Below are 22288 nucleotides of genomic sequence, written 5' to 3'. Positions count from 1 at the left end.
CGGATGCCCGTTATGAGCACAGGCGACACAGCATCGATAGGGAAAGGCGAAGGTCGGGCGCAATCAAAGCGACCGCCGTTTTCCGTCATCATCCCCGCGCATAATGAGGAGCTGGTGATCGCCCGGTGCCTAAACGCGATTGTCGATGGCGTTGCGCCTGAGGATTTGCCCGAAATCATCGTGGCGGCGAATGGCTGCAGCGATCGCACTGTGAAGACTGCCCGCGAAACCGCGCCGAGCGCAATGGTGCTCGATCTGCCAGCCGGATCGAAAGTCATCGCGATGAACACTGCGAACACGCATGCGACAGTTACGCCGCGTTTCTTCCTCGATGCCGACGTGCAATGCGATTATCGCTCGCTGCTGGCGACAGCGAAGGTGCTCAAAGAGCCCGGCGTGATGGCAGCATCGCCGCGGTTGGAAATGGATCTGCGCGGCTTTGATCGATGGGTGCGCGCCTATTATCGGGTCTGGCTCACCCAACCCTATGTGCGCGACCGCTTGGTCGGATCGGGTGTTTTCGGTTTGTCTGCGGAAGGGTTGGAGACGATTGGCACCATCCCGCCGACTTTTGCAGACGATAGCTGGGTGCGAACGCGATTCTCATACGAGGAACGGCGCAATGTCGCGCAGGATGAGTGCGGCGGCGAAGTATCTTTCACTGTCACCCCGCCGCGGACAGTCTCTGATCTGGTTCGCATAGAAGCGCGGCGACGCATTGGAAGCGAGCAGGTCCGCGTTCTCTATCCCAGCCCGCACAATGGCCGCATTAATCGGCCCGGCGATCTACGCACAGCCTTGTCCGATGGGGCCAGCATCGCGGATGTCGTGATTTATCTGAGCCTTAAGGCAGTGGCCCTTTTGCGTTATCGCTGGGACAAATTGCGCGGGAAGTCTCCCCGCTGGGTGCGCGATGAAAAGGCACGGCAGGCGGCATGAGCACTGGTGTACCATCGCTGCCCCGCCGTTTTCGCTCGGCAGCGCCTGCGAAGCGGCGCGTTTTGCAAAGCGCGGGGCTGCCCAAACACCTCTATTTCCTGATTATTGCCGGCTATGCCTGCCTGCTGCCACGCGAATTTACTGTGTCTATCGCTGGCGCCAATCTGCCGCCCTATCGGCTGATGCTTGTGTTCAGCCTGCCATTCATTGTGCAGAGCTTTCAGTCGGGGGGCGTCAAGGTGCGCCCCTTCGATGCCGTCGTCGTGCTCGCCGCGCTGTGGTTCCCCATCGCGCTCGCCAATACGGCCACGATGCGCGACGTTTTCATCGTGGGCGGGTCGCAAGGCATTGATTATCCGCTATCCTACCTGCTCGGGCGCGCGTCGATCAGGCATTATCGCGATGTCGGGAGGTTCTTCCGCGCTCTGATCCCGGGGCTGGCGGTGATTGCACTAATCCTGGCTGCCGAAGCCGTCAGCGGGCAGATGATACTGCGGCCACTCGCCGCGCAGATCACCGGCCAAGCGCCGCCCATATTGTATGAGCAGGAAAGGTTCGGCCTGCTGCGCGCGACAGGCCCGTTCCCGCATCCGATCCTGGCGGGCCTCTTCATGGCAACGATCCTGCCTTTCGCCTGGTACGTTTTGCGCCGACCAGCCTATCGCGCAATCGGCTTGGTCATCGCTTTTTGCGCCGTCTTTACGGTCAGCAGCGCTGCCGTGATCGCCGGAGCCATCTCCGGCGCAGCGATCATTCTCAATTGGCTCAAGCGGGAGACGCGGTTACCCGTCTGGCCGCTAGCGCTGTTTGGCGCGTCGGTGATTGCGCTGTTTATCGAACTTGCATCGGGCAATGGACTGCTCAATTTTCTGCTCCGCAATTTCACGCTCGATAGCGGGTCTGCCTTTTATCGCCGCTTGATCTGGGAATATGCGGGTGCAGAGGCGCTGGCGCATCCGTTCTTCGGCATTGGGCTGAGGGATTGGGAGCGCCTGCCGTGGATGGTCGAATCGATCGATTCCTACTGGCTTCTGCTTGCGACCCGCTATGGCATGCCGCTGCCCGCACTGATTATGGTGCTGATGGTGGGTGCAATCGTGATTACCCTGCGCCAATCGCGCGGGCGGCCGCGTTATGAACGTGATATTGCGGCAGCTTTCGCCATCGCCATCGCCAGCATGATTGTCGCCGGTTTCACGGTGTTCATCTGGGAAAACATGACCTGCTGGTTGCTGCTTCTCTGCGGCATGGCGGTAAGCCTGGGCATGGAGCAAAAACCTCAGAAGCGCCGGGTGAGAAGGCCAACGCCGCGCCCTGCCTTTTCCTCGCCGACGGTTGACGGAGCATCGTAATGCAACGGCGCATGTGCGTAGTAACCGTCACCTATCGCGGTGATATCTCGCTGTTCGAGCAGCTCTGCCAAAGTATGGACGCGGTCATGCCGGAGATGGAGCATCATGTTCTGCTCGACCCGTCGGACCTTACACTGTTCCAGCGCTTTGAGGGGCCGCATCGGCGGATCGTGGATGCATCCACCCTGCTTCCGCAATTCCGTGAGTTCACACTCGGCTCGCGGCGATTGTGGTGGCGCTGGCCGTTTTTCATCGCGCGCGGCTGGACGTACCAGCAACTCGTCAAAATCGCCTATGTCAGCCAGCTCGATTATGATGCTGCATTGCTCGCCGATAGCGACATGATCTTTCTGCGTGCGCTGCAAGACAGCGATGTTTTCGACCCTGAGCGTGTCCGCCTCTATCATCGCCCTGGGCAAGCCGATGGACCGGAGTTTGTGAAATGGCACAATTCCGCCTCGCGCTGTCTCGGACTGCCGGAAACGGGCTATACCGGCAGTGACTATATCTCGACGGCAGTGATCTGGAGCCCGGAAGTCGTGCGCGCCATGGTCACGCGGATCGAGACCTCGACAGGTCGAAAATGGCACGATGCACTGATCGCCAATTTCCGCTTTTCAGAATACATTACCTACGGAATTTTCTGCCAGCGCGTGCCGGGCGCACATCGCGATCTGGTATCGCCGACCAAGTCAGAACTATGCCACTGCTCATGGCATTATGACCTCCGCAGCGAGGCCGGCGTCGAGGCATTCGTCGCCGAGTTGCAGCCGCATCATGCGGGCGTGCTCATCCAATCCAACCTTGGAATGAACGAAGCCGAGCGCAACGACATTCTCGCGCGCTTCAGGGCATCATGACAGTGAACGTGCCGAAGGTTAGCGTGCTCGTGCTCGGCTATAATTCGCTGCGCTATCTGCCGGAATGCCTGCGATCGGTTCCTGAGGCGGTGGGAGGCTCCAGCTACGAAATCCTCTTCCTCAACAACGGTACAGATGCTTCCGAGGCGCTTGTGCGCAGCGAATTTCCCGATGTGCGGGTTCTGGCCTCGCAGGGCAATATCGGCTTCGCTGCGGGAGTGAACCTGCTGGCTACAGGGGCTCGAGGCGAATGGTTGCTCAACCTCAATCCTGACACCGTGCTAGAGCCCCGCAGTATTGCAAGCCTGCTCACCTTTGCCGAAGGGCGGCCGGAATTCGGAGCGGTGGGCGGCCTCAATGTCGATGCCGATGGTGAGGCCTTGAGCATTACCCATGCTCGCCTGCCCAGCCTGCAATCCATTCTTCGCCGATCCCTTGGCATCGAGCGCCGCGTCACCGATTATGCCCATGCGGGAGCGGCAAGTTACACGCAGGTGGAAACCCTGTGCGGCGGCTTCTTCCTGATGCGCCGCGATTTATGGCAGAACCTCGGCGGCTTCGACGAGAGCTTCTTTCTTTATTGCGAAGAGTTCGACCTCTTCAAGCGCTTGCAGATGCGGGGCTGCAAGGCCGCGCTTGTCCGCGAAAGCCGGGTCTTCCACGATGTCGGAAGCGGATCGCCGCTGTCGCCGGATCGCATATTTTACCAGGTGGTCGCCAGTGCCCATTACGCGCACAAACATTTCGGGAAAGCCGAGGCTGGGCTCGCGATCGCCGTGATCTGGATTTCCGCCATCGGCCGCTATCTCTACGCCGCGCTGCAATCATGGCGGGGTGGGCGATATCCGGCCATGCGGCGGGCATTTGCGAAAGCTGCTTTCGAACCCGCAAGCTGGATGTTGGGTTTCAATTCACCGGGAGCCGATCCGCGCAAGCCGGCGAGCAGGGAACCGACTTTCCGTCCCTAGCGCACTGCTTGGGTGCTGCTGAAAGCGTTTGAGGGGCTCTTCTCACGCCTTGGGCAAGAATGCGCTTTCCTACAGTTTCGCCGCATCAATAGGCCCCTCTCTTCCTGACACAGAGAAGAGGATTCTGCCATGATTGATGATTTCGAAAATACCGCCGACAGCCCGATTGCGCCCGCGCAGGCATGCTTTGCCATCACGCCGTCGGACACGCTCGACCTGCCGATGGCCACCAAGGGAATCTATGTCGGCGTGGGCGGAGACCTCAACGTGCTTAGCCTGCGCGGAGACCAGCCGGTGCTGTTCCGCAATGTGCCCGATGGCGCGATAATCGATATTCGCGCGCAGCAGATCCTTGCCAGCGGCACGACGGCCGACGCTATCGTGGGACTCGCCTGATGGCAGGCTTCGGTTTCGGTTTCGGATCGGGCGCGCGCCAGCGTGGCTTTGTTGGAGGCGAGCAGCTTCCCGCGCTCGAGCCATCCGCCGCGTGGACAGGCGTTGCGGGCAGTGGCTTTACGAGCACGCCTGCCGATCCCGTGCGCAATACGGCAAAGCCGGTCATGCGCGCGCTCGTTCCGCCCAATCAGTATTTCACCGACAGCCAGCTGATCGGCGTCATGGCGGCGGCGAACAATCAGGGTACCCTGCTGGACAATCTTGGGCTGCGGAAAGTGGTCGTGCACTGCGAAGGCGAGACGGTCGATATTGCCGCGCCCAGTGTCCAGACGTTTGAGCGCTATGACGGCACGATTTACAGGATGCTCGGCTGGTGGGCGAAGCTGAGAAAGCCTGCAGGCAGGGCCGGCCATGCGAATGTCTATTTCGAGGCCGTGCCGCAGGACCCGACCATGCAATCCCGCGTGATCGGGCCAATGCAATTCAGCCCGGTCGATATACTGCACGATTGGACCGCCACAATCGCGAGTGACGGCAGCGGCGATTTCGCAAACGTTCTCGAAGCAGTACAGGCAGCCAAGGCCGCGAATGCGCAAAACCCGCTTTGCACATTCACGCAGTCCGGCACGTATGACATATCGGGCGGCGCGCCCAATTACACCGGAGCGGGTTATCTCACCTTTGCCTGCGCAGACGGCGTTTCGGTCGATTTCGCCAAGCCCGGATACACCACCGATCTCGCCATGCAGATGCGCACGCGTTTCGACGGGTTGTGGTTCCGCGGCCGCAGCTTCACCTTCGATTTCGCCTATGTGAGCGAGCTCTATCACGAAGCGCAGGTGATCAGTCCGTTTGCATCTGGCCGCAGCCATGTGTTTGAGGGTGTCCGTTTCACTCGCTCGCTCACGCCCGATGCGCTCATCCGCAAGGCATTGCCCGGCGGCGGAGTGGCATGGTCGGTGCGCGGATCGCCATGGTTTCTCGAATGCGACATCCACAAGATGCAGGACCCGGCAATGGCGGCGAGCCTCTTTCGTGGTTGCACCTTCCGCGACGGTTTTCACGATGTCGCTTATGGCGCGGCCTGCATGGTAGGCTGCACTGTCGAGGGCTGGTCATCCGAAGCTTACCGGAACCCGATCCCGGCATTGCAGGTGCAATATAATGGCGCAGCTACCGCTGCGACGGTCTCGCTTTCGGGAATCAACGGCGCTGGCAGTCGCACGCTGACCATCAAGGAGGACGGCGTAGCCACGGCGTCCTTGACGGTGGAGGCGAGCGAGGCAGCTTACATCGCCGATGCCAATTACTCGGTGCAGAATGTGGTCGATTGGCTGAGCGCGCAGCCCGGATGGTCTGCCATGCTCAATGACAATTCGCGCTACGCTGCAGTGTTGACCGATGGCAGCGCAGGTTACGGTGCCTTTACCGATCTCGACGCCAAGGCTGCGCCCTTGCAGCTCTTCACCGCCTTCGACCTTCACACCGATTTCTATCAGAAGGATGCATTCAACCTGGCCGAGAATGTCATTATCTATGGCAATTCAGGCGTCGGCATCGACGCCCAAATGCTGATGATTGGCGGCAACGCAACGCGCGATTGGCTGTTCGCCAACAATGCGCTTGATATTGCGGGGGCGACGCTGGACAATCCGGGCGGTGTGACGCTGCGTAGCCAGTTCTCGAAGCCACACAGCCATGTCATCTTTGCTCACAATTCCTATCCGCGACAGCAATTGTGGCTGCGGACAGGCGGCGCATCCATTCGTGGCTACGATCCCGATGTCTACTGCCTCGTGGCGAACAATGCGCTCGCCGATTTGCAATGGGATATTGGCGGCGCGGATGCGGATGTAACGATCGCTGACAACCACTTGCATGCAGGGGCTATCGGCACGGGCGATCTGGGCGAGGCGAAAAGCGGTGATGCGGCGAGCCTGTTTGCTGATCACGCGGGCGGCGATTTCGCTCCCGCCGGAGATTTGGTGAGCATTCCCGCGACGCCGAGTTTGCCATTCGACCTCAGTGGGCGAAAGCGCGCGGCGATGGCGGCGAAAGGTGCGTTCGCTTAGCGTTCGTGATCGGCGGCAGGTGGTGCGCCGTGCCTCCTGCCGCCTCGCGAAAGGCTATTTTCTGCAAGTAAAGAGCACTTCGGCGGGATCGAGCTGCCATGCGCGCGCAGCCTCCGGATCGTCATCGAATGCGCTATATGGCTCCACCTGCAGTCCGGCCGATTTCAACCCGTGCATGTAGCTGTTGAGGCTGAAGAGGCGCAGGTGATCGTCCTGCCCCAGCTTCTCTTCACGTTCCCGTCCTGAGCTTTCGGGTGGCAATTCGATCGTCTCATCGAGCGCCAGAGCGATGGGGACTTGCAGGACGGCGGTCGCACGCTCGGCCATGACGCGCATGATCTCGCTGAGCGCCTTTTTGAGATCCGGCACATGTTCCAGCACGTGGTTGCACACCAGCAGATCGACGCTGGCACTTTCTATCGGCAGATCGCTCAGATCCGCGTATTTCACACCGGATAAGTGACGGTAGCGAGAGGGGTCGAGATCATAGGCCGCATAGCCGGAAGGCGCAGCCTGCGAGAGTCGGCGGGACAGCGCTTTTTCAGGCGCGAAGTGGGCGATGCGGATGTGTGGCGGGAAACGGAAGCCCTCGCCTTTTTGCGAAAGCCAGAACCAGATCAGCCGCTCGCGAGCGGAGGAATGACACACCGGGCACACGTCCCTTTCGCGCCGCCGTCCGCCCACAACTTGCAGCCGCTCCAGCACGTCAAAGCCGTAGCCATAATCAAGGAAGCGTCGCACGCTGTTCTCGCAAACCGGGCATTTGCGCGAGCCGCGATACAAGAAGCGGCGCCCATGTTCGATCAGCGGGTACGGAAGTGCGCGACCGATGGCTTTCTTGAAGCGCATTCAGGCGGTCCCTCCATTCGTTTTGGCGTTACCTAAGACGCGGCGGAGCATATCGGCAGGCCAATGTTTATGCCGCAATGCAGGGCGCTCGACCATAGTCCAACTCACCCATGCCACGAGCATGGATAGCAAAAGGCTGGCAGCGAACAGGCCGAGCCAGGACTGCATCCCGGTGTAGTGGACCAGAAGAGTGAGGATGACGCTATGAGTCAAATACACACCGTAGGATAAATCGACCTTCGCCAGGATGCCTCCCCACGGAAAGCGCATGAGGCCGCAACCGACGACGAGATAGGTGACGAGAAGGGGCGCAAACAATGCTCCTGCACCAGCCCAAAGGGATAGCGCCAGTGCGATCAATGCCGCCACCATCAGCAGCGCAGACCAGCGGACAGCATCCCTGAACAGGAAGATCAGCACGCCGCTCCCGAAATAGCTGAAGAGTGTCAGGAGAAGGTAGGCCCAAGCGTTTTGCCCCGCATCCGGCGACAGACCGAAAATGCCGACAAGCGCTACAATCGCAGCCACGTACAGCGTGAGAAACAACCAGCGATGGCGCAGCATGCCTGCCAGCGTCGCAGCGGCGAGCATGCCATAGCAAAGCCATTCGAAATGCAGGGACCAGAGCGGCCCGTTGATCGCGCTTCCGCCATCGTAGCTGGTGACGCCGGGCAGCGTCAGGCTGAGCAGCGTGGTGATATTGCGCAGATAGTTCCACGTCTCCGGCTCGGCGAAATACTGCGCCACAGGCAGGCTTGTCAGCAGCGGACCCACCACAAACATCGTAATAAGCACCACCGTCGTCAGCAGCGGCATGATGCGCATGAAACGGCGGCTGAGATAGTAGAGCACGCTGCCGCTTTTCAGCAGCCCGGGCGTCACCAGGAACCCGCTTAGCGCAAAGAACACTGACACTGCGAGCAATCCAAGATGCGTATACTGGCCGGAAAAGGCGTAGATCACATCGTCCCGCACGATATCGTGCTGCAACGCGCCGGCATGATGCAGGACGACCGCGCTCGCAGCGATCAGGCGCAGCGTGTCGAAGCCCGGTGCCCGATAGCCATGCGCGGCGTAGGCCTCCTTGAAAGTCGGCGCGCTGGCGAGCACCGAGCGAAATGAGATTTTGCTTTGCATGGGCGACATGGTTGCGACGCGCTCTTTCAGGCCAGCTTTGCGAATGCGACTTACACCCTAGGCCCGATCTGCTATCGGCTGAAAGCCCCACCGATGCGCGATGCGCAGATTTCGCCAGGCTGAGCAGGGACGATAACCATTATGGCTTTTCGGCAGGCCCTCGCTCGCAGCTCGCAAATGGTGAGTGGGACGCTCGGCAACCTATTGTTCCAGCTGATCCGTAACAAGCTGATTGCGCTCGCGCTGGGCCCGGCCGGGGTGGGGTGGATCGCGCTGGTCAACAACCTTGTCGAAACGACCGCGACTGTCACAGGCGGCGGGGTGAGCGATGCGCTCAACCGCGAATTGGCGCGCAAGCGGCCTGCCTATACCCAGGGGCAGATTGTCTCGACTACTCTGGGCATATCGCTTCTGCTGATGGCGCTCGCCCTGCCAGCGGTTGCCGTCGCTCTCGCCTGGATTGTGCCGCAGAGACTGGATTTTGCGGTCTTGGCGCTCGGCGTGACTGTGGCAATTGCGGGGGCGACTGGCTGGCGCATTATCGCAGGATTGTTCCTTGGGCTGGGGCTGGCACGGACCATGGCGCTGGCGACGCTCGCCGGCGCGGCGGCCAATCTGGCGCTCACCGCAATGCTCCTTTCACTGGGCGTGACCGAGCCACTTATCTTCGTGATGCTCTCGCCGCTTTGCGTCATCATTTGCGGATTGATCGCTGCGCGCAGCCGCCTGGCTGGATTGATCGAAAGCGCCGCGATCCGCGTGATGCCAGCCAAAGGCCCGGTCATGATAATCGCCCTGCCGGTTTCCATCGGCCTGCTGCTCGATCCGCTGATTGCCCTCTATCTAAGATCAGTCGTCGGCCTGCAGCTGGGCGAAGTGGCCATCGGTCTCCTGCAACCGGGCTTCCTCTTCGTCCTGCTGGCGGCGAGCATTTTCAACACGGTCGCGGGCATCACCGTAGTCCGCTGGGACCAGTCGGAGGAGCGCGCCTTCTCGCGCGATTACGCCCTGCTGTTGCTGGCCGCTTTTTTACTGCCCATCGTAGGAATAGGCCTGATCTGGCTGTTGCAGCCGATCTACCCTTTACTGATTTCGCTGCTTTTTGCCGACGAATTTCGCAGCGGCGCAATCGCCGTGCCGTGGCTGCTCGCGGGTGAAGCGCTACGCATGGGCGGGGCGCTGTTCCTTTTTACCTTTCTCTCGCGCCAACTTGGCTATCTGACGATCCTTCCGCGAGTGCTCGGGCTCGCTACCGCAATTGCGATGATCGAGATGAGCCCGCAGCTTACTATCGAAGTGGCGGCGCGAAGCTACGCCGCCGCCTTCGCCGCGAATTTCGCGCTGTCACTGATTTTGTGGCTGGGGCTGCAATTGCGGCTGTACGGCAATGGCGGGACGAATTAGCGCGTGCTGACAGCTCGCCACCACGCTTCATTGTCCAGATACCATTGCAAGGTGTCGCGAATGCCTGCTGCGAAGTCACGCTCTGCCCGATATCCAAGTTCCGCGCGCGCCTTGCTATCGTCAATAGCGTAGCGCCGATCGTGACCCATGCGATCTGTCACAAATGACTTCAGCTCACTGGATGAGCGCCCTTTGGCGGCTGGCGCATCGGGGAAGCGGTCGGCAAGAGTTGCGTCCTGTGCAAATGCGCGGTCCACCTCAGCGCAGACCCGGTCGATCACCGCCATATTGGCCATTTCTGCCCCGCCGCCGATATTGTAGGTTTCGCCCGGCACGCCGCGCGTCATGCAAGCCTCGATGGCGCGACAATGGTCATGCACATGCAGCCAATCCCGCACATTCATTCCGTCACCATAAATCGGCATCGGCTTTCCATGCAGCGCATTGAGCAGGAATAGCGGGATCAGCTTTTCGGGATACTGGTACGGCCCGTAATTGTTCGAGCAATTGCTGGTCGTCACCTCCAGCCCGAATGTGTGATGGTAAGCGCGCACCAAGTGATCGGAGGCAGCCTTCGATGCCGAATAGGGCGAATTGGGCTGGTAAAGTGTCGTCTCGCTGAACGCCGGATCGTCCGGCCCTAGCGAGCCGTAGACTTCGTCGGTCGAGATGTGGTGGAAGCGATGTGGTTTGCCTGATTCCTCGTCGAGCCACACCGCGCGCGCCGCCTTCAGCAGGCTATGCGTCCCGAGCACATTGGTGTCGATGAAAGCATCGGGTCCTGTGATCGAACGGTCCACATGGCTTTCGGCCGCGAAATGCACAACCGTCGAAATTGAGCGCTCGCGCAGCAATTTTTCGACCAGTGTCGTGTCACGAATATCGCCGACCACCAACTCTGCCTGCTCGACATTCGCGATGGTTTGCCAGTGGGCGGCATAGGTCAGGCTGTCGAGCACTATCATCGCGTCATCGGGGTGCCTCTCGGCCCAGTAATGGACGAAGTTGCCGCCGATAAATCCCGCACCGCCGGTGATAAGCAGACTAGCCAAGGTGCTTCTCCGCGCGCAGCATATGCCACAAATTCATGCGCCAATGCGTATGGCCATCGCCCAGCAAGTCCCGCGTCTTGCTGGAATCGAGCAGGGAGAATGCCGGGCGTCGAGCTGCGGTGAGATAGTCCGCAGTAGCGATGGGAATAATCGGAATGCTGTTTTGCAGCAGACCCATAGCGCGGGCTTCTTCCTGAATAGCGACAGCAAAATCATACCAACTGGCAACGCCTGCATCGCTGTGATGAAAAGTGCCGTCAGCCTCAGCCCCGATCAGGCCCCAAATCGTTTTGGCAAGTCCCGGCGCCCAAGTCGGGCAGCCAACCTGGTCGGCTACCACGCCAAGCTCATCCCGCTCACTCATCAGGCGCAGCATGGTCCGCACGAAGTTTCGGCCACCTGCTGCGTACAGCCATCCCGTTCGGATCAGCAGGTCTCGCTCCCGCAGGTGATCTTCTCCGGCAGCCTTGGTTCGGCCATAAGTCGACAACGGATTGCGCGCGTCATCGGGGCGGTATGGACGGCTGGACGTCCCGTCGAAAACGAAGTCGGTGGACACATGCACCAGCCTGCCGCTGTGGGTCGAGGCAATTGCCTCTACCGCATCGGCGTTGATCGCCCGCGCCAGTTCCGGCTCGCTCTCCGCCTGATCGACCGCAGTATAGGCCGCGCAATTGATGATAAAGTCCGGCGCGTGATCGGTCACCATCGTGCGCACCGCATCAACATCCACAAGGTCGCAATCCTGCCTGTCTACGCCTGTGACCTGAACCGAATGCGGAGCCAAATCCATCACGGCGCGCCCCAATTGGCCCGACGCGCCTGTCACGAGCACTTTCATGCGAAGGCCTCCACCTCGCGGAAAGCAGCGCCCTCGCGATCTTTCGCAGACAGCCGAATTTTATCTGCCGAAATGGGCCAATCAATGCCGATGTCCGGATCATTCCATGCTAGCGTATGCTCGTGCTCCGAAGCGTAAAAAGCATCGCATTTGTAAACGAAATCGGTGCCGTCTTCGAGCGTCAAGAACCCGTGCGCGAAGCCACGCGGGAGCCATAGCATCCGTCTGTTGCTCGCCGATAATTCGATGCCGACCCATTGACCGAATGTGGGCGAGCTACGGCGCAAATCCACCGCTACATCGAAGACGGATCCGGTCACCACGCGCACCAGTTTCCCCTGTGGCTGCGGGTTCTGGAAATGCAGTCCGCGCAGCACTCCCCTGTCCGAATGTGAGTGATTGTCCTGTACGAATTTGGCGTTGATCCCGGCCTTGGCAAAGGCTGCGGCATTCCAGCTTTCCATGAAAAAGCCGCGATCATCCTCGATAATACGCGGCTCGATGAGCAGCGGTCCTTCCACGGCGCAGGGCGATACCTTCATGAGCGTGCGCCTTCGCTCAGCAGGCGCAGCAGATATTCGCCATAGCCCGATTTTGCGAGCGGCTGCGCTATCGCCTGAAGCTGCGCGTCATCGATAAATCCTTGCCTCCACGCAATCTCTTCCGGACAGCAGATTTTGAGACCCTGCCGCTCCTCGGTAATCCGCACATAGCTCGCCGCATCAAGAAGCGAAGCATGCGTGCCGGTGTCGAGCCAGGCAAAACCGCGGCCCATGATTTCAACCGAAAGTGCATCATCGTCCATGTAGAGGCGAATGAGATCGGTTATCTCCAGCTCTCCGCGCGTCGACGGTGTCAAACTGCGCGCCCGCTCGACTACGGTGCTGTCGAAGAAATAGAGACCGGTGACGGCATAGGCTGACTTTGGCGCGGCCGGCTTTTCCTCGATGGATCGCGGCTTGCCCGCCGCGTCGAAATCGATGACGCCATAGGCTTCGGGATTGTTCACGCGATAGGCAAAAACGCTCGCTCCCCCAGTTTGCGCAGCGGCGCTTTCGAGCAATCTCTGAAGCCCGTGGCCGTAAAAGATGTTGTCTCCGAGGACGAGCGCACATGGCGCCCCATCGAGCCAATCGGCACCGATGTGGAAAGCCTGCGCCAGCCCATCTGGCCGTGGCTGCGCGGCATAGGACAAAGTGATACCGAGATCTGATCCATCGCCCAGCAGGCGCTGGAATTGCTCCTGATCCTCCGGCGTGGTGATGATCAGGATATCGCGAATGCCAGACAGCAACAGCGTGCTGAGCGGATAATAGATCATCGGCTTGTCGTAGATCGGCATCAGCTGTTTGGAGAGGCCGCGTGTCAGCGGATAGAGGCGCGACCCCTTGCCACCTGCCAGAATGATACCTTTGCGTTGCAAGAAAGCGGGCCTCTGCTGCCGATTGGAGTGCGCATCGGCATCGCCGCTATCGCCCATGCCGTCAACCTTCGTGGCGAAGGTGAAGTTTCTCCATCCGAGGTTGCCGAAAGCACTCTGGCCAGCGGCTTGCGGAAGTTGCAAGTAGGCGGTGACCCTTGTCCCTTGTCCGGCAGAACCGAAAGGCTTTTCATCCGTGCCAGTGTCCGCTGCAACCCTTACCGAGCATGCACCCGTATTGCGCGGCTTGGACGTTGCGCTGGCTGCGATGCTGCGCGGCGAGCAGGCGGATTGGCAAGACGCGTGGTCGGCTGAAGAAAAGGCGGCGATTGAGCGCATACGCTATCATGGGATCGCCTTGGCACTGATCGAGATCGGTCATGATTTTTCGAGCTGGCCAGCCGAAGTGATCGAGGCCATTCGTGATGAAGCACGGCTGCAAGTGCTCTGGGAAGAATCGCACCGCGATGTGCTCGTCCCGGTGCTTCAGCGATTGGCCGCAGAGCAGATCCACTGCATCGTCATGAAAGGCACGGCGACGGCATATCTGCTGCATGACACACCTGCCGCACGCAGGCGCGGGGATAGCGACGTGCTGATACAGCCGCAGCAGCTCGATTCCGTCCGCGCTTTGCTGGAAGAGCTCGACTGGACGCGGCATGAGATCGACTATTTTGGGCAGGAAAGCTGGCTTTTCGACACCGGCATGGGCTTCGTCCATGCGATCGACCTGCATTGGCGCAGCGTGGGCACGCCTTTCCTCGCACAGGTCTTCGGTGAGGTAATCCTGTTCAAAAATCAAATCCCGCTGCCCCGCCTATGCGACGCAGCGCGAACGCTCTCTCCGCCGCTCCTATTGCTGCGCGCCGTGATGAACCAGAGGCTGCACGATCTGTCGGGCTATATCCAGGATTATGCTCGGGTCTTCGCAGATGACCGGCTGATCTGGCTGCTCGATATCGCGCTTCTTATGCAGCGATTTTCCGACGCGGATTGGGCCGATCTGGTCGCCGCGGCAGAGAGGCGGGAGATGGGCGCGATGTGCCTCGACCAACTCAAAAAAGTCGACGCATTTTTCGACGCGCCATTGCCGGATGATGTCGCCTCCCGGCTTGCGAGGAAAAGCGACGTGACGGGTGTCGAGAGCTATTTTGCGCTGGGATCGGCAGGAGCACGTCTCTGGCGCGATCTGGGAAGCCTTGATGGGTTTGTGCCCCGCTTAGGCCACCTTCAGCGCCACCTGTTCCCTTCGAAGGATGCCTTGGAGAAGCGCTTCCCCGAAGCCGTGCATTGGCCTGCGCCATTATTGTACGCAAGACGCTTCGCGAGCGGTGTCCGAAATGTTTTCGCAGGACGTGGCCAATAGCGCCAGTCAATCCGCAGCAGGCTTTATCAATCCGTGTTCGAGCAGGTCGGTCGCCAGCGCAATCACATCAGCCTCGGCCTGGACGGCATCGATCTCATATTCCTCGGACAGTAACTGAGTAATTTCGACGACGGAGCGCGTCTCGCCGTCAAGGAAGTTCCAGATTCGCCCACCCACGGGGTTGAGGCCGAAATACACGCCGTTTTCCAGATCGAGCAGCACCGTCTCGCCGCCCACTTCGCGCGCGATGACATCGGGGGATGAAGTAAAACTGTCGCCTGCCTCAATCGCCATTGTATTGCCCATCAAAGCTGTCCGCGATTGCTGCCACGACCTCCGGCAATCGCGCGAAGTCCCGCGGATAGTCAAGCTGATAGCACGGGACAGCATTGGCCAGCGCAGCAAGTCGCTCGAAATGCGCGGACAGCCTCCGGCGATCCTCAACATCCAGCACGAAGCTGTGCTGCATGATATCAGCCAGCGCCGCGGATGGTCCTAGCTGCGTGATAGACACTGTATTTATCTCGCCCGCGCCGAGCAGGCAAATGGCTCCAAGCTCGGCCGAGTGATGTGCTGCCGGCAAATCCGCGCTTCCCGCAATCTCGCTTTTCTCACCCTGGTCCGAAGGCGGCTGCCCAGCGAGGTATGCGGCGGTGTCGGCAAAGACGCGAAGCACGGGCCTTTGGGGCGCGACCTCATATTTGCGACCGTCAAGTGTGAGGGCCAGCACGTCTTCACTCAAAAATGGGTGCCCAGCCTTTGCGAGCGCGCCTGCCAGCGTCGTCTTGCCCCGGCGTGAATAACCCATGATCGCGATCGCCTTTCCGCCGATCACCACCGCGCTGCCGTGGAGGTTCAGCTCACCTGCATGGTTGCCGATTACGGGCCTGACCGAATTGGCGAAAAGCGACGCGATAGTCTTCTCGTCGGTCTCTGGCGCGGGAAGACAGACGATCTCGGCCAAATCTGCCGCGATGCTGAAATCGGCCTGGTTCGGAAAGCGCATAAGATAGCTAACGCCCGTCCGGTGAAATTCCGCAGCCACATCCCCGGCAGGTGTCAGCCATCGATCGTAGGGTGTGCTGGCAAGCGCTTCCTGCTCGCGCGCGGCCATCGTTTGCAGGACCGGCGCAGGTGTCACTCGGAGACCGATTTCAATTCGTGGGTCAAAAAGCGCTTCACCTCATCCTCTGACGGGAAAAGCGGCGGTTTCATTGCGAGCAACGCGGCTTCAATGTCCTGTGCACTGCGATGGCCATCGATCAGGTCAAGCAAGGCTTTCCGCGCACGGCCGAGGTCGTTGGCTCGCAGCGGTGTGCCGCTTTGCCCGGACAGGTCGCTCGGCGACACAATCGTGCTGCACCAAGTGGACATGGGCTGCGCATTTCTTCCGTCCTGCCGCGCCACGGTCCAGGACAGGACTTGATGCTCGTGATCGATGCGGAAAGAGACGCTTAGCCTCTCGCCCGCTTCGACATCCATGGGTTTGCCAAGCGGGAAGAATGCCTGCGATCGGGCGATGGCGCGATCCTCGACAGGCGAGTTTGTCATCCAAACGCCTTCTGCCAATTCGCAATCGAACCAGCCCGCAATTCCATGGAGCACGCCGCCTTCTTCAATAGTGACCTCACTTTTGAAGCGCAGCACATCGGGGCAATCGCTGTCGAGCGAAACGCTGCCAAGCGCAGCAACCGCGCTGCACAATTCGTCCGCAGCCAGTTCCACGCGATGCTTCGAATTGGCAGCATAGCCGTCCAGCCACACATACTCGCTCGGCACAGGAGCGGTGGACCACGCTTTGGTGAGTTTCGCGCATTTGTCCGATCGCACGCCGGCAATCTGCAAATCGATCCGCCGAGGCATCACGGTCCCCCCAGGCTTCAGCATCCGCCGCCGCGCATCGCCCAGCATCGCGATAATGCCATAGTCGATGCCGAAGAAGCCGACATGATCGCAGATGATTAGCTCGACTTTCTCGTCCAGCTCTGTTCGGAAGCTGCTGCCGCGAATGCAATGATAGCGATCAGATAGCCCCTCCCGCCGCGCCGTTTCGCGCGCAATTTCTATCGCATCGGTGCGATCGAGGCCGTGCACTTGCGCCGCGCCGGCTTCCAGGCACTGAAAGCCCAGTACGCCGAAGCCGCAGCCCAGATCAGCCACGGTATCGCCCGGGGCCAAGGCTTTCGCGATGGCCTGCGCATAAAGCTCGTGCCTCCGCTCCGTCGATAGATATTCGTAATGTTCTTCGAGAGTGCCGGCCATGTCTCAGCCATTGTCCCGGCAAAGCATCGGCGCGTAAAGCCCGAAATCAGGCGAGGGTAATTCCCAGCTGAGCATAGTCGACGCGGGCGTAGCCCTTGGCATCGCGGGTGACGGCGGAAGGGAGGATCGCCTCGACTTCATCCGCCATCACGCCGAACTGGCGATCAGCACCGTGCTCGGCCTGGAATTGCGGCTTGTAATCAAAGCGATAGAAGCCAAATCCTGCGGGGTGCGAGCCGACGCGAACGATATTTTGCTTCGCCCGCGGATCCGACATGGCCATCGTCATGATGCCGCCATCACCCACATTGCCCAGGCTGCCGCCCGTCAGATTGCGCACCGATCCGAAGACCTTTAGCTCAGGCCGGACGTAAGCGGACTTTTTGGCTTTTTGGCGTTCCATGGTCTCACTGCCTTCGTATGTTCAATAGTCTACTCTCGCCTGTTCCAAAAACAGGGCTGATGCATATGTTCCCCATAGCGACCAGATGGGTATCTGGTCAATCGGAGCACCCTTCGCCCCGTCGAACGCGGCGCACACCGTGTCGCTTTCAACTAATTGGCGAAATTCAGCATTTTCATGGATTTGCTCGGCAACAAGTGCCTGCATTTCGGGAAGATAGGGCAGGAAAGTCTGGCTGAAATGGGCTTTACTCTCGCGATCGATGATTTTGTCCGGCAAAATGCCCTTCATCGCCTCGCGATGGATATGCTTCGTCGTGCCGCCGCGCAGCCGGATGTGTTCGGGCGTGCGCGCGCTGAACTCGATGAACTTGCGTGACAGCATCGGATGGCGATTTTCTACACCGAGGCGAGCCGCTTGCACATTGAGCATGTCGAAGACGAGCAGCGCGAAGGGCGCGACCAGCTTGCCGCGCTTGGGGCGGTCATCGGTGGGCAATGCTGCCATTTGCGCCCTAAAAGCGTTGGAGCGTCTCCGAAGCTCCCGCTGCATTTCGCCTGACAGCCAATGCGTGCCTGTCGCGATTTCAGGCTCGCCATCTCGCAAAGCGCGCAGCCCGTCCGTGACGCCATCGGGCAAACCGGCGACGACACTCTGCCTGACCGCCTGCGCCGCCGACCATGCTAGGCCACGCGCGCGCCGATCCGCCCGAAAGCTCCGCCCGAAGGCGGACAAATCCCCGCCGCGCAAGGACTGGCGATAATAATGCGGCAATCCATCGAGCCACTGATCGCCGCCTTGGCCAGTAAGGCTGATCCGGCAGCCGTTATCTGACGCGGCCTTGGCCAGGCCGCGCAGCATCACGGTGTTGGGCAAGAAGGGGAGGCGCTGATCAATCTGTGCTTGCGCTTCGAACCAGTCGAGATCGGGGCAGAACAGCGGTACGGCCTCTATCTCTCGACCGATGGCAGAAGCCAGAGCTTCAATGTAACGCGCTTCATCGGCAGGCGTGCCGCGCGGGGCCGATAGCGTGAAACCTGCCAGACCGGGGGAAGGCCAATTGCTCGCCCGATCCATCTGGTTCGCCAGTGCGAATATGGCCGATGAATCGAGCCCTCCACTGACTTCGCACGCCACGGGCCGATCGCTGCGCCCGGCCTCGGCAACGCATTCTGTCAGCAGGCTACGATAATGCTCGATATACTCGCCATCGCTGCGGTAGCGTGTGGTAATTTCGAGTGGCAGTTCCCAATATTCGCGCCGCTGGAGCTTGCCGTTTTCGAACGTCAGGCAGTGCCCGCGCGGCAGTCGCATGACGCCCTGCCACGGCGTTTCGTCATAAGTGAACCAGCCATTGGCGATATGCTCGGCCAGATATCCATAGTTTGGCGCGGGCCGCTCATCCAGCGCTGCCAGAACACCGGCGATATCGGTGGCCGCGACGAATGTCCTCCCGTCCCAATGATAATGCAACTGACGAAGCCCGGTGTGGTCGCAGGCGCAGAACAGCGTTTCATTGGCGTGATCATAAATGCCAAAGGCGAACTCGCCGTTTATGTGCTCGAGACATTCTCGGCCCCAAAGGATGTGGGCCTGAAGGACCAGTTCCGCGTCGGAGCGATTGCGCAAGGTGACGCCCCGCTGCGTCAGATCGCGGCGCAGTTCCTCGTAGTTCGCCACATAGCCGTCGAGTGAGATCGTATAGCTCGCTTCATTTTCGCTAAGCGGCTGCACACTGTCGCGATCTTCTGCGCTGACGTGGAGCGCGCAATGGCCGATGGCGCACGGACCCAGCACTTGATGATGCACACCGTCCTGCCCGCGATAATGCATCGCAGCGGTCATCGCGCTGATCGCAGATGCGGCGGCGGGTTCGCCGTCTGTGTGCAGGATCGCCGCGACTGCGCTCATCGGTGCTTTCCATCTGAGTGCGGGAGGTGACGGGTTTCTAGAGTGGCGCCGACGCCTGTGTCCAGCGAATGCTTGGAGCGGACTGTCGCACGCAGCTTGCATTGCACCCTATGGCGGGACTAAACCGAGGCATCGACCGCTACGGGATAGTCCGAATGCTGAAGAACGCGCTTGCAATCGCCGCCGCCACCTTGATGGCCATTACGCCTATCGCGGCGCAGGCGAACACGCGTGCGAATAGCGCCGGTATCTCGCTTGAGACCATACAGATCGCTGCCATCACGGACGAAGATGATGATGACGATGAAGGTTTCATCTACATCCTGCTTGGCGCATTGCTGATCGGCGGCGGATTGCTGGTGCTGGTGGCCGCGGACACCAATGAGGGCTCCAACGCCTCGCCTGGCACGGGTGGCTGACCCAAACCGCCTTACGGGCGTTAATCATCAATCTCGACAATTTGCCCTCTGGCGCAATGCGCCGGTTCTGCACCTCTGCGTCCTCATTACGCTCGCTATCCTGCTGGGCGGCGGCGGCGTGGCCTATGGCCTCAGCAATATGGTCATCCAGCTGGCGGCCATCGCTGTGCTGGCGGTGAACTGGCGCACCTGCTCCGATTTTGCTCGTTATGCCCCCCGCGCACTGGTTGTGCTGGTCGCCGCGACCCTGGCTCTCCCGCTGATCCAGCTGATCTATCTGCCGCCCACTCTCTGGCAAAGCTTGCCCGGGCGCGACCTGATTGCGGAAAGCTTTGCGATCGCAGGTCTTGGCGCGGATCGCTGGTTTCCTGCCAGCGTCGATCCCATGCGCACTTTGGTCGCCTTTTGCGGCACGCTGGCACCGCTAGTCATCATTGCCATCGGCAGCACGCTCGAGCGCGACCAAAAGCTGGCCTTGCTGCGCTTTACCTTGCTCTGTGTCTCGGGGGCCTTCCTGCTCGGCGTCGTGCAATTTGCGTCCGGCAATCAGTGGGGCCTCCTTTATAATGAGCGGTCCGATCCGGGTGTTTTCTACGCGACATTCGCGAACCGCAATTCGACCGCATTGTTGTTCGTGATCGCGCTAACCTTCCTGGCGGCGCTTCCTCGTCCAAAGGATCTGCTGAGTGTCCTCGTCACCGGCACTGCTACGGTGTTCTTCACGCTTGCCGTGGTGCTGACCCAGTCCCGGACTGGCATGGCTCTGCTCGCCATGCCCTTGGGACTTTTCCTCCTACGGCTGGGCGCGGCGGTGATCGGGCGAGAAGCGCAAGAGCAGGCCAATCCGCGGATGGCTTTCGGGATCGCACTTGCTGCGGCAGTTTTCGTCAGTGGTCTGTTTGCGGCCTCCTATATGACCGGGGGGCGGGTTTCCGAAAGTGTCGATCGCTTCGTATCGGCGGGCGCTGCAGACCGGCCGGAGATGTGGGAAGACAGTTATTACGCAGCCGGACAGTATTGGCCGGTGGGCAGCGGGATGGGCACGTTCGACGAGGTTTTCCAAGTCCACGAGTCGCTCGAACACATATCGCCGCGCCGCGCGGGCCGAGCGCATAGTGATTGGCTGGAGATCGCGATCGAGGGCGGCATCTTTGCGCTGGTGATCGCGCTGCTCTGGCTCGGCTGGGTGCTGCTTTCCGCCCTGCCGCGTCGAAGCGGTAAGGGCACTTGGCTGCGTCTGGGCGCGGGCGCAGCGGTAGGGGCGATCGCGCTGCAATCGCTGGTCGATTACCCGCTGCGCAACCAGTCGCTGCTGTGCATTGCGGCGCTGTGCATTGTGCTGATGGTCTCCCGCAGAGAGCCGACCTCGTGATGGGCCGGCTCATCTGGACCGGCGCGTTGTTGGCGCTCGCCGTGGTGGTGATCTTCGCCCAGCTCGATCGTGCATCGCGTTTCCAGCCGCATCTCACGCCGCTAGTCCCGCGCGCTTTCTCAGGCTTTGCCGCCGAACAGCGCAGCCGGGATGCCATCGCGGCGGAGGCGGGCGAGACCGCCGTGAGCGAGGCCCGCCGCCTCATCGCGCGCCGCCCCTTGCCTGCCGAGCACCTCGCCCTGCTCTCGCTCGCGGCGACGCAAGATGGCGAGCGGGCACTGGCCCTTGCCGCGATGGAAGCGAGCGCGACGCGCGGCTGGCGAGTGCCAGTCGCCCAGCTCGCCTCCGCGCGCGCTGCGCTCTCGGCAGAGCGTCATGACCTCGCGGCGCAGCGCATTGCGGCGCTGCTATCGACTGGCTCGCTACCCGACGAGACTCGCGCCTTGCTTGCCGAGCTCATCGTCAGTGCAGAAGGCCGCGCCGCTATGGTCGAGCGCTACGCGGCTGACGGACATTGGCAGGCCAACTCGCTCACGGTGGCGCTTCCGTCTGCCGATCCGCGCGATGTCGCGCTGCTTCTGGCCGAGGCGCTCGATGCGGGGGCCACCCTGCCGTGCGACCGGCTCGCCATTCTCGTCGCATCCGTTGCGGCAGAGGATCGCGCGCTCTTCTGGCCGCGCGATTGTCCTGCTGACTAGTTGCTTTCCGGAACGGCGAACGTGCCCGATACGCGCCCGTCGCTAGCGCGCGAACCCTCCCCGTCGACGCTTGTCACGCCGGAATTGAGATCGAGCACCAGACGACCGCCATCGAGCCGGTCGGTCCCGCGATTGATAGCCACACCGCCGGACAGGATGATCACTCTCCGATTGAAGTCATAGACAGCCGCATCGCCGCGCGCGCGTTCATCGCCGCGGGTCACCACGACGCCGCCGGTTGCATTGATGCGCTGGATGCGCAGCGTTCCCGCATCGGTATAGGAGATGGTCGTGCGATCGGCAGTCATCCGCAGATTGCCTTGCTGGATCACGACATTGCCTGAGAGGACTACGCGGTTCTGGCGATCCTGCAATTGGCCATTGTCCGCAGCCCAGCTGACCGGCTCATTCGAGACGATTCCGCCCAGATCCTGCGCGCCCGCCAGCGCACCAAAGCCAAGTGCGCTCGCACCGCCCGCCAACAGGCCAGCGGCAAGCCCGCGCAGGGCCAGCTTGCGTAAGGAGAGGCGGGAAGCAGTTGTATCGGTCATCGTCGATCTCTCTGTC

Annotated in this window: 23 protein-coding genes; 11 read left to right on the top strand and 12 right to left on the bottom strand. The window is 60.9% G+C overall.

Translation table 11 applies throughout. The annotated features are described in order from the left end of the window. The first annotated feature begins 12 nt into the window (after positions 1-12). From I5L03_RS01490 to I5L03_RS01465, 6 genes are all read left to right on the top strand, one after another. Positions 13-939 (top strand): glycosyltransferase, encoded by a 927-nt coding sequence (locus I5L03_RS01490; RefSeq protein ID WP_197919937.1) that lies wholly within the window; start codon positions 13-15, stop codon positions 937-939. After that, entirely contained in the window at positions 936-2291 is a 1356-nt protein-coding gene (locus tag I5L03_RS01485; protein ID WP_197919936.1) for an O-antigen ligase family protein, read from the top strand. The genes I5L03_RS01490 and I5L03_RS01485 overlap by 4 nt, the downstream gene beginning before the upstream one ends. Next, positions 2291-3151, top strand: a complete 861-nt coding sequence (locus I5L03_RS01480) for a DUF6492 family protein (protein ID WP_197919935.1) — start codon at positions 2291-2293, stop codon at positions 3149-3151. The genes I5L03_RS01485 and I5L03_RS01480 overlap by 1 nt, the downstream gene beginning before the upstream one ends. A gap of 8 nt (positions 3152-3159) precedes the next feature. Then, positions 3160-4119, top strand: a complete 960-nt coding sequence (locus I5L03_RS01475) for a glycosyltransferase family 2 protein (protein WP_325100026.1) — start codon at positions 3160-3162, stop codon at positions 4117-4119. A 129-nt stretch (positions 4120-4248) separates the two neighbouring features. Then, positions 4249-4515 carry a spike base protein, RCAP_Rcc01079 family gene (locus tag I5L03_RS01470; RefSeq protein WP_197919933.1) on the top strand — a complete coding sequence of 89 codons (267 nt, stop codon included), beginning with the start codon at positions 4249-4251 and terminating at the stop codon, positions 4513-4515. Further along, positions 4515-6587 (top strand): hypothetical protein, encoded by a 2073-nt coding sequence (locus tag I5L03_RS01465; RefSeq protein WP_197919932.1) that lies wholly within the window; start codon positions 4515-4517, stop codon positions 6585-6587. Before I5L03_RS01470 ends, I5L03_RS01465 begins: the two co-directional genes overlap by 1 nt. A 54-nt stretch (positions 6588-6641) precedes the next feature. On the opposite strand, the gene I5L03_RS01460 is transcribed toward I5L03_RS01465, so the two are convergent. Beyond that, entirely contained in the window at positions 6642-7436 is a 795-nt protein-coding gene (locus I5L03_RS01460) for a methyltransferase domain-containing protein (protein ID WP_197919931.1), read from the bottom strand. Continuing rightward, a complete protein-coding gene (locus I5L03_RS01455) occupies positions 7437-8573 on the bottom strand; it encodes an acyltransferase family protein (protein ID WP_197919930.1) in 1137 nt (378 codons plus the stop codon). It lies immediately after the preceding gene. Between the two features lie 141 nt (positions 8574-8714). On the opposite strand from I5L03_RS01455, the gene I5L03_RS01450 reads away from it, so the two are divergent. Beyond that, positions 8715-9977, top strand: coding sequence for an MATE family efflux transporter (locus I5L03_RS01450; RefSeq protein ID WP_197919929.1), 1263 nt, complete (start codon positions 8715-8717; stop codon positions 9975-9977). Here the strand turns inward: I5L03_RS01450 and rfbB are convergent. Genes rfbB through rfbA form a run of 4 tightly spaced genes read right to left on the bottom strand, consistent with a single transcriptional unit; the run spans position 9974 to position 13350 of the window. Next, positions 9974-11029, bottom strand: coding sequence for a dTDP-glucose 4,6-dehydratase (gene rfbB / locus I5L03_RS01445; RefSeq protein ID WP_197919928.1), 1056 nt, complete (start codon positions 11027-11029; stop codon positions 9974-9976). The genes I5L03_RS01450 and rfbB overlap by 4 nt on opposite strands. Next, on the bottom strand, positions 11022-11870 hold the full coding sequence (gene rfbD, locus I5L03_RS01440) for a dTDP-4-dehydrorhamnose reductase (RefSeq protein ID WP_197919927.1): 849 nt from the start codon (positions 11868-11870) through the stop codon (positions 11022-11024). Before rfbD ends, rfbB begins: the two co-directional genes overlap by 8 nt. Continuing rightward, positions 11867-12412: a dTDP-4-dehydrorhamnose 3,5-epimerase gene (gene rfbC / locus I5L03_RS01435; protein ID WP_197919926.1), complete on the bottom strand. Its 546-nt coding sequence runs from the start codon at positions 12410-12412 to the stop codon at positions 11867-11869. The genes rfbD and rfbC overlap by 4 nt, the downstream gene beginning before the upstream one ends. Beyond that, positions 12409-13350, bottom strand: coding sequence for a glucose-1-phosphate thymidylyltransferase RfbA (rfbA, locus tag I5L03_RS01430; protein ID WP_197919925.1), 942 nt, complete (start codon positions 13348-13350; stop codon positions 12409-12411). Before rfbA ends, rfbC begins: the two co-directional genes overlap by 4 nt. A 142-nt stretch (positions 13351-13492) precedes the next feature. Between rfbA and I5L03_RS01425 the strand changes: the two genes are divergently transcribed. Next, positions 13493-14656: a nucleotidyltransferase family protein gene (locus tag I5L03_RS01425; RefSeq protein WP_197919924.1), complete on the top strand. Its 1164-nt coding sequence runs from the start codon at positions 13493-13495 to the stop codon at positions 14654-14656. A 6-nt stretch (positions 14657-14662) separates the two neighbouring features. Here I5L03_RS01425 and I5L03_RS01420 read toward each other — a convergent pair whose 3' ends face one another. The 5 genes from I5L03_RS01420 to I5L03_RS01400 are packed head-to-tail and all read right to left on the bottom strand — an operon-like array spanning position 14663 to position 19232. After that, positions 14663-14962 carry a PqqD family protein gene (locus I5L03_RS01420; RefSeq protein ID WP_197919923.1) on the bottom strand — a complete coding sequence of 100 codons (300 nt, stop codon included), beginning with the start codon at positions 14960-14962 and terminating at the stop codon, positions 14663-14665. After that, positions 14940-15797, bottom strand: coding sequence for a phosphoenolpyruvate carboxykinase (ATP) (locus I5L03_RS01415; protein WP_197919922.1), 858 nt, complete (start codon positions 15795-15797; stop codon positions 14940-14942). The genes I5L03_RS01420 and I5L03_RS01415 overlap by 23 nt, the downstream gene beginning before the upstream one ends. After that, positions 15794-16918: a methyltransferase domain-containing protein gene (locus tag I5L03_RS01410; RefSeq protein WP_197919921.1), complete on the bottom strand. Its 1125-nt coding sequence runs from the start codon at positions 16916-16918 to the stop codon at positions 15794-15796. The genes I5L03_RS01415 and I5L03_RS01410 overlap by 4 nt, the downstream gene beginning before the upstream one ends. Positions 16919-16964: 46 nt before the next feature. Next, positions 16965-17321, bottom strand: coding sequence for a tail fiber domain-containing protein (locus I5L03_RS01405; protein WP_197919920.1), 357 nt, complete (start codon positions 17319-17321; stop codon positions 16965-16967). A 21-nt stretch (positions 17322-17342) separates the two neighbouring features. Beyond that, complete coding sequence (locus I5L03_RS01400; RefSeq protein WP_197919919.1) at positions 17343-19232, bottom strand: asparagine synthetase B family protein; 1890 nt, start codon at positions 19230-19232, stop codon at positions 17343-17345. 155 nt (positions 19233-19387) lie between these two features. Between I5L03_RS01400 and I5L03_RS01395 the strand changes: the two genes are divergently transcribed. Genes I5L03_RS01395 through I5L03_RS01385 form a run of 3 tightly spaced genes read left to right on the top strand, consistent with a single transcriptional unit; the run spans position 19388 to position 21721 of the window. Continuing rightward, positions 19388-19651: a hypothetical protein gene (locus I5L03_RS01395; RefSeq protein ID WP_234034982.1), complete on the top strand. Its 264-nt coding sequence runs from the start codon at positions 19388-19390 to the stop codon at positions 19649-19651. Then, positions 19644-21023, top strand: a complete 1380-nt coding sequence (locus I5L03_RS13505; protein ID WP_197919917.1) for an O-antigen ligase family protein — start codon at positions 19644-19646, stop codon at positions 21021-21023. The genes I5L03_RS01395 and I5L03_RS13505 overlap by 8 nt, the downstream gene beginning before the upstream one ends. Beyond that, the gene (locus I5L03_RS01385; protein ID WP_197919916.1) at positions 21020-21721 is read left to right on the top strand and encodes a hypothetical protein; all 702 of its coding nucleotides are present in this window, start codon (positions 21020-21022) and stop codon (positions 21719-21721) included. Before I5L03_RS13505 ends, I5L03_RS01385 begins: the two co-directional genes overlap by 4 nt. Here the strand turns inward: I5L03_RS01385 and I5L03_RS01380 are convergent. Continuing rightward, the gene (locus tag I5L03_RS01380) at positions 21718-22272 is read right to left on the bottom strand and encodes an LptA/OstA family protein (RefSeq protein WP_197919915.1); all 555 of its coding nucleotides are present in this window, start codon (positions 22270-22272) and stop codon (positions 21718-21720) included. The two genes, I5L03_RS01385 and I5L03_RS01380, sit on opposite strands and share 4 nt — an antisense overlap. Positions 22273-22288 lie beyond the last annotated feature (16 nt).

The organism is Aurantiacibacter sediminis (assembly GCF_016019885.1).
GTDB lineage: Bacteria > Pseudomonadota > Alphaproteobacteria > Sphingomonadales > Sphingomonadaceae > Alteraurantiacibacter > Alteraurantiacibacter sediminis.
This window is presented reverse-complemented; position numbering and strand designations above follow the sequence as displayed.

Bases quoted from the DNA above. Each gene is read 5' to 3' on its own strand.
- I5L03_RS01490 (WP_197919937.1), top strand. From the start codon at position 13: ATGAGCACAGGCGACACAGCATCGATAGGGAAAGGCGAAGGTCGGGCG.
- I5L03_RS01485 (WP_197919936.1), top strand. From the start codon at position 936: ATGAGCACTGGTGTACCATCGCTGCCCCGCCGTTTTCGCTCGGCAGCG.
- I5L03_RS01480 (WP_197919935.1), top strand. From the start codon at position 2,291: ATGCAACGGCGCATGTGCGTAGTAACCGTCACCTATCGCGGTGATATC.
- I5L03_RS01470 (WP_197919933.1), top strand. From the start codon at position 4,249: ATGATTGATGATTTCGAAAATACCGCCGACAGCCCGATTGCGCCCGCG.
- I5L03_RS01465 (WP_197919932.1), top strand. From the start codon at position 4,515: ATGGCAGGCTTCGGTTTCGGTTTCGGATCGGGCGCGCGCCAGCGTGGC.
- I5L03_RS01460 (WP_197919931.1), bottom strand. From the start codon at position 7,436: ATGCGCTTCAAGAAAGCCATCGGTCGCGCACTTCCGTACCCGCTGATC.
- I5L03_RS01455 (WP_197919930.1), bottom strand. From the start codon at position 8,573: ATGCAAAGCAAAATCTCATTTCGCTCGGTGCTCGCCAGCGCGCCGACT.
- I5L03_RS01450 (WP_197919929.1), top strand. From the start codon at position 8,715: ATGGCTTTTCGGCAGGCCCTCGCTCGCAGCTCGCAAATGGTGAGTGGG.
- rfbD (WP_197919927.1), bottom strand. From the start codon at position 11,870: ATGAAAGTGCTCGTGACAGGCGCGTCGGGCCAATTGGGGCGCGCCGTG.
- rfbC (WP_197919926.1), bottom strand. From the start codon at position 12,412: ATGAAGGTATCGCCCTGCGCCGTGGAAGGACCGCTGCTCATCGAGCCG.
- rfbA (WP_197919925.1), bottom strand. From the start codon at position 13,350: ATGGGCGATAGCGGCGATGCCGATGCGCACTCCAATCGGCAGCAGAGG.
- I5L03_RS01420 (WP_197919923.1), bottom strand. From the start codon at position 14,962: ATGGGCAATACAATGGCGATTGAGGCAGGCGACAGTTTTACTTCATCC.
- I5L03_RS01410 (WP_197919921.1), bottom strand. From the start codon at position 16,918: ATGGCCGGCACTCTCGAAGAACATTACGAATATCTATCGACGGAGCGG.
- I5L03_RS01405 (WP_197919920.1), bottom strand. From the start codon at position 17,321: ATGGAACGCCAAAAAGCCAAAAAGTCCGCTTACGTCCGGCCTGAGCTA.
- I5L03_RS01400 (WP_197919919.1), bottom strand. From the start codon at position 19,232: ATGAGCGCAGTCGCGGCGATCCTGCACACAGACGGCGAACCCGCCGCC.
- I5L03_RS01395 (WP_234034982.1), top strand. From the start codon at position 19,388: ATGCTGAAGAACGCGCTTGCAATCGCCGCCGCCACCTTGATGGCCATT.
- I5L03_RS01380 (WP_197919915.1), bottom strand. From the start codon at position 22,272: ATGACCGATACAACTGCTTCCCGCCTCTCCTTACGCAAGCTGGCCCTG.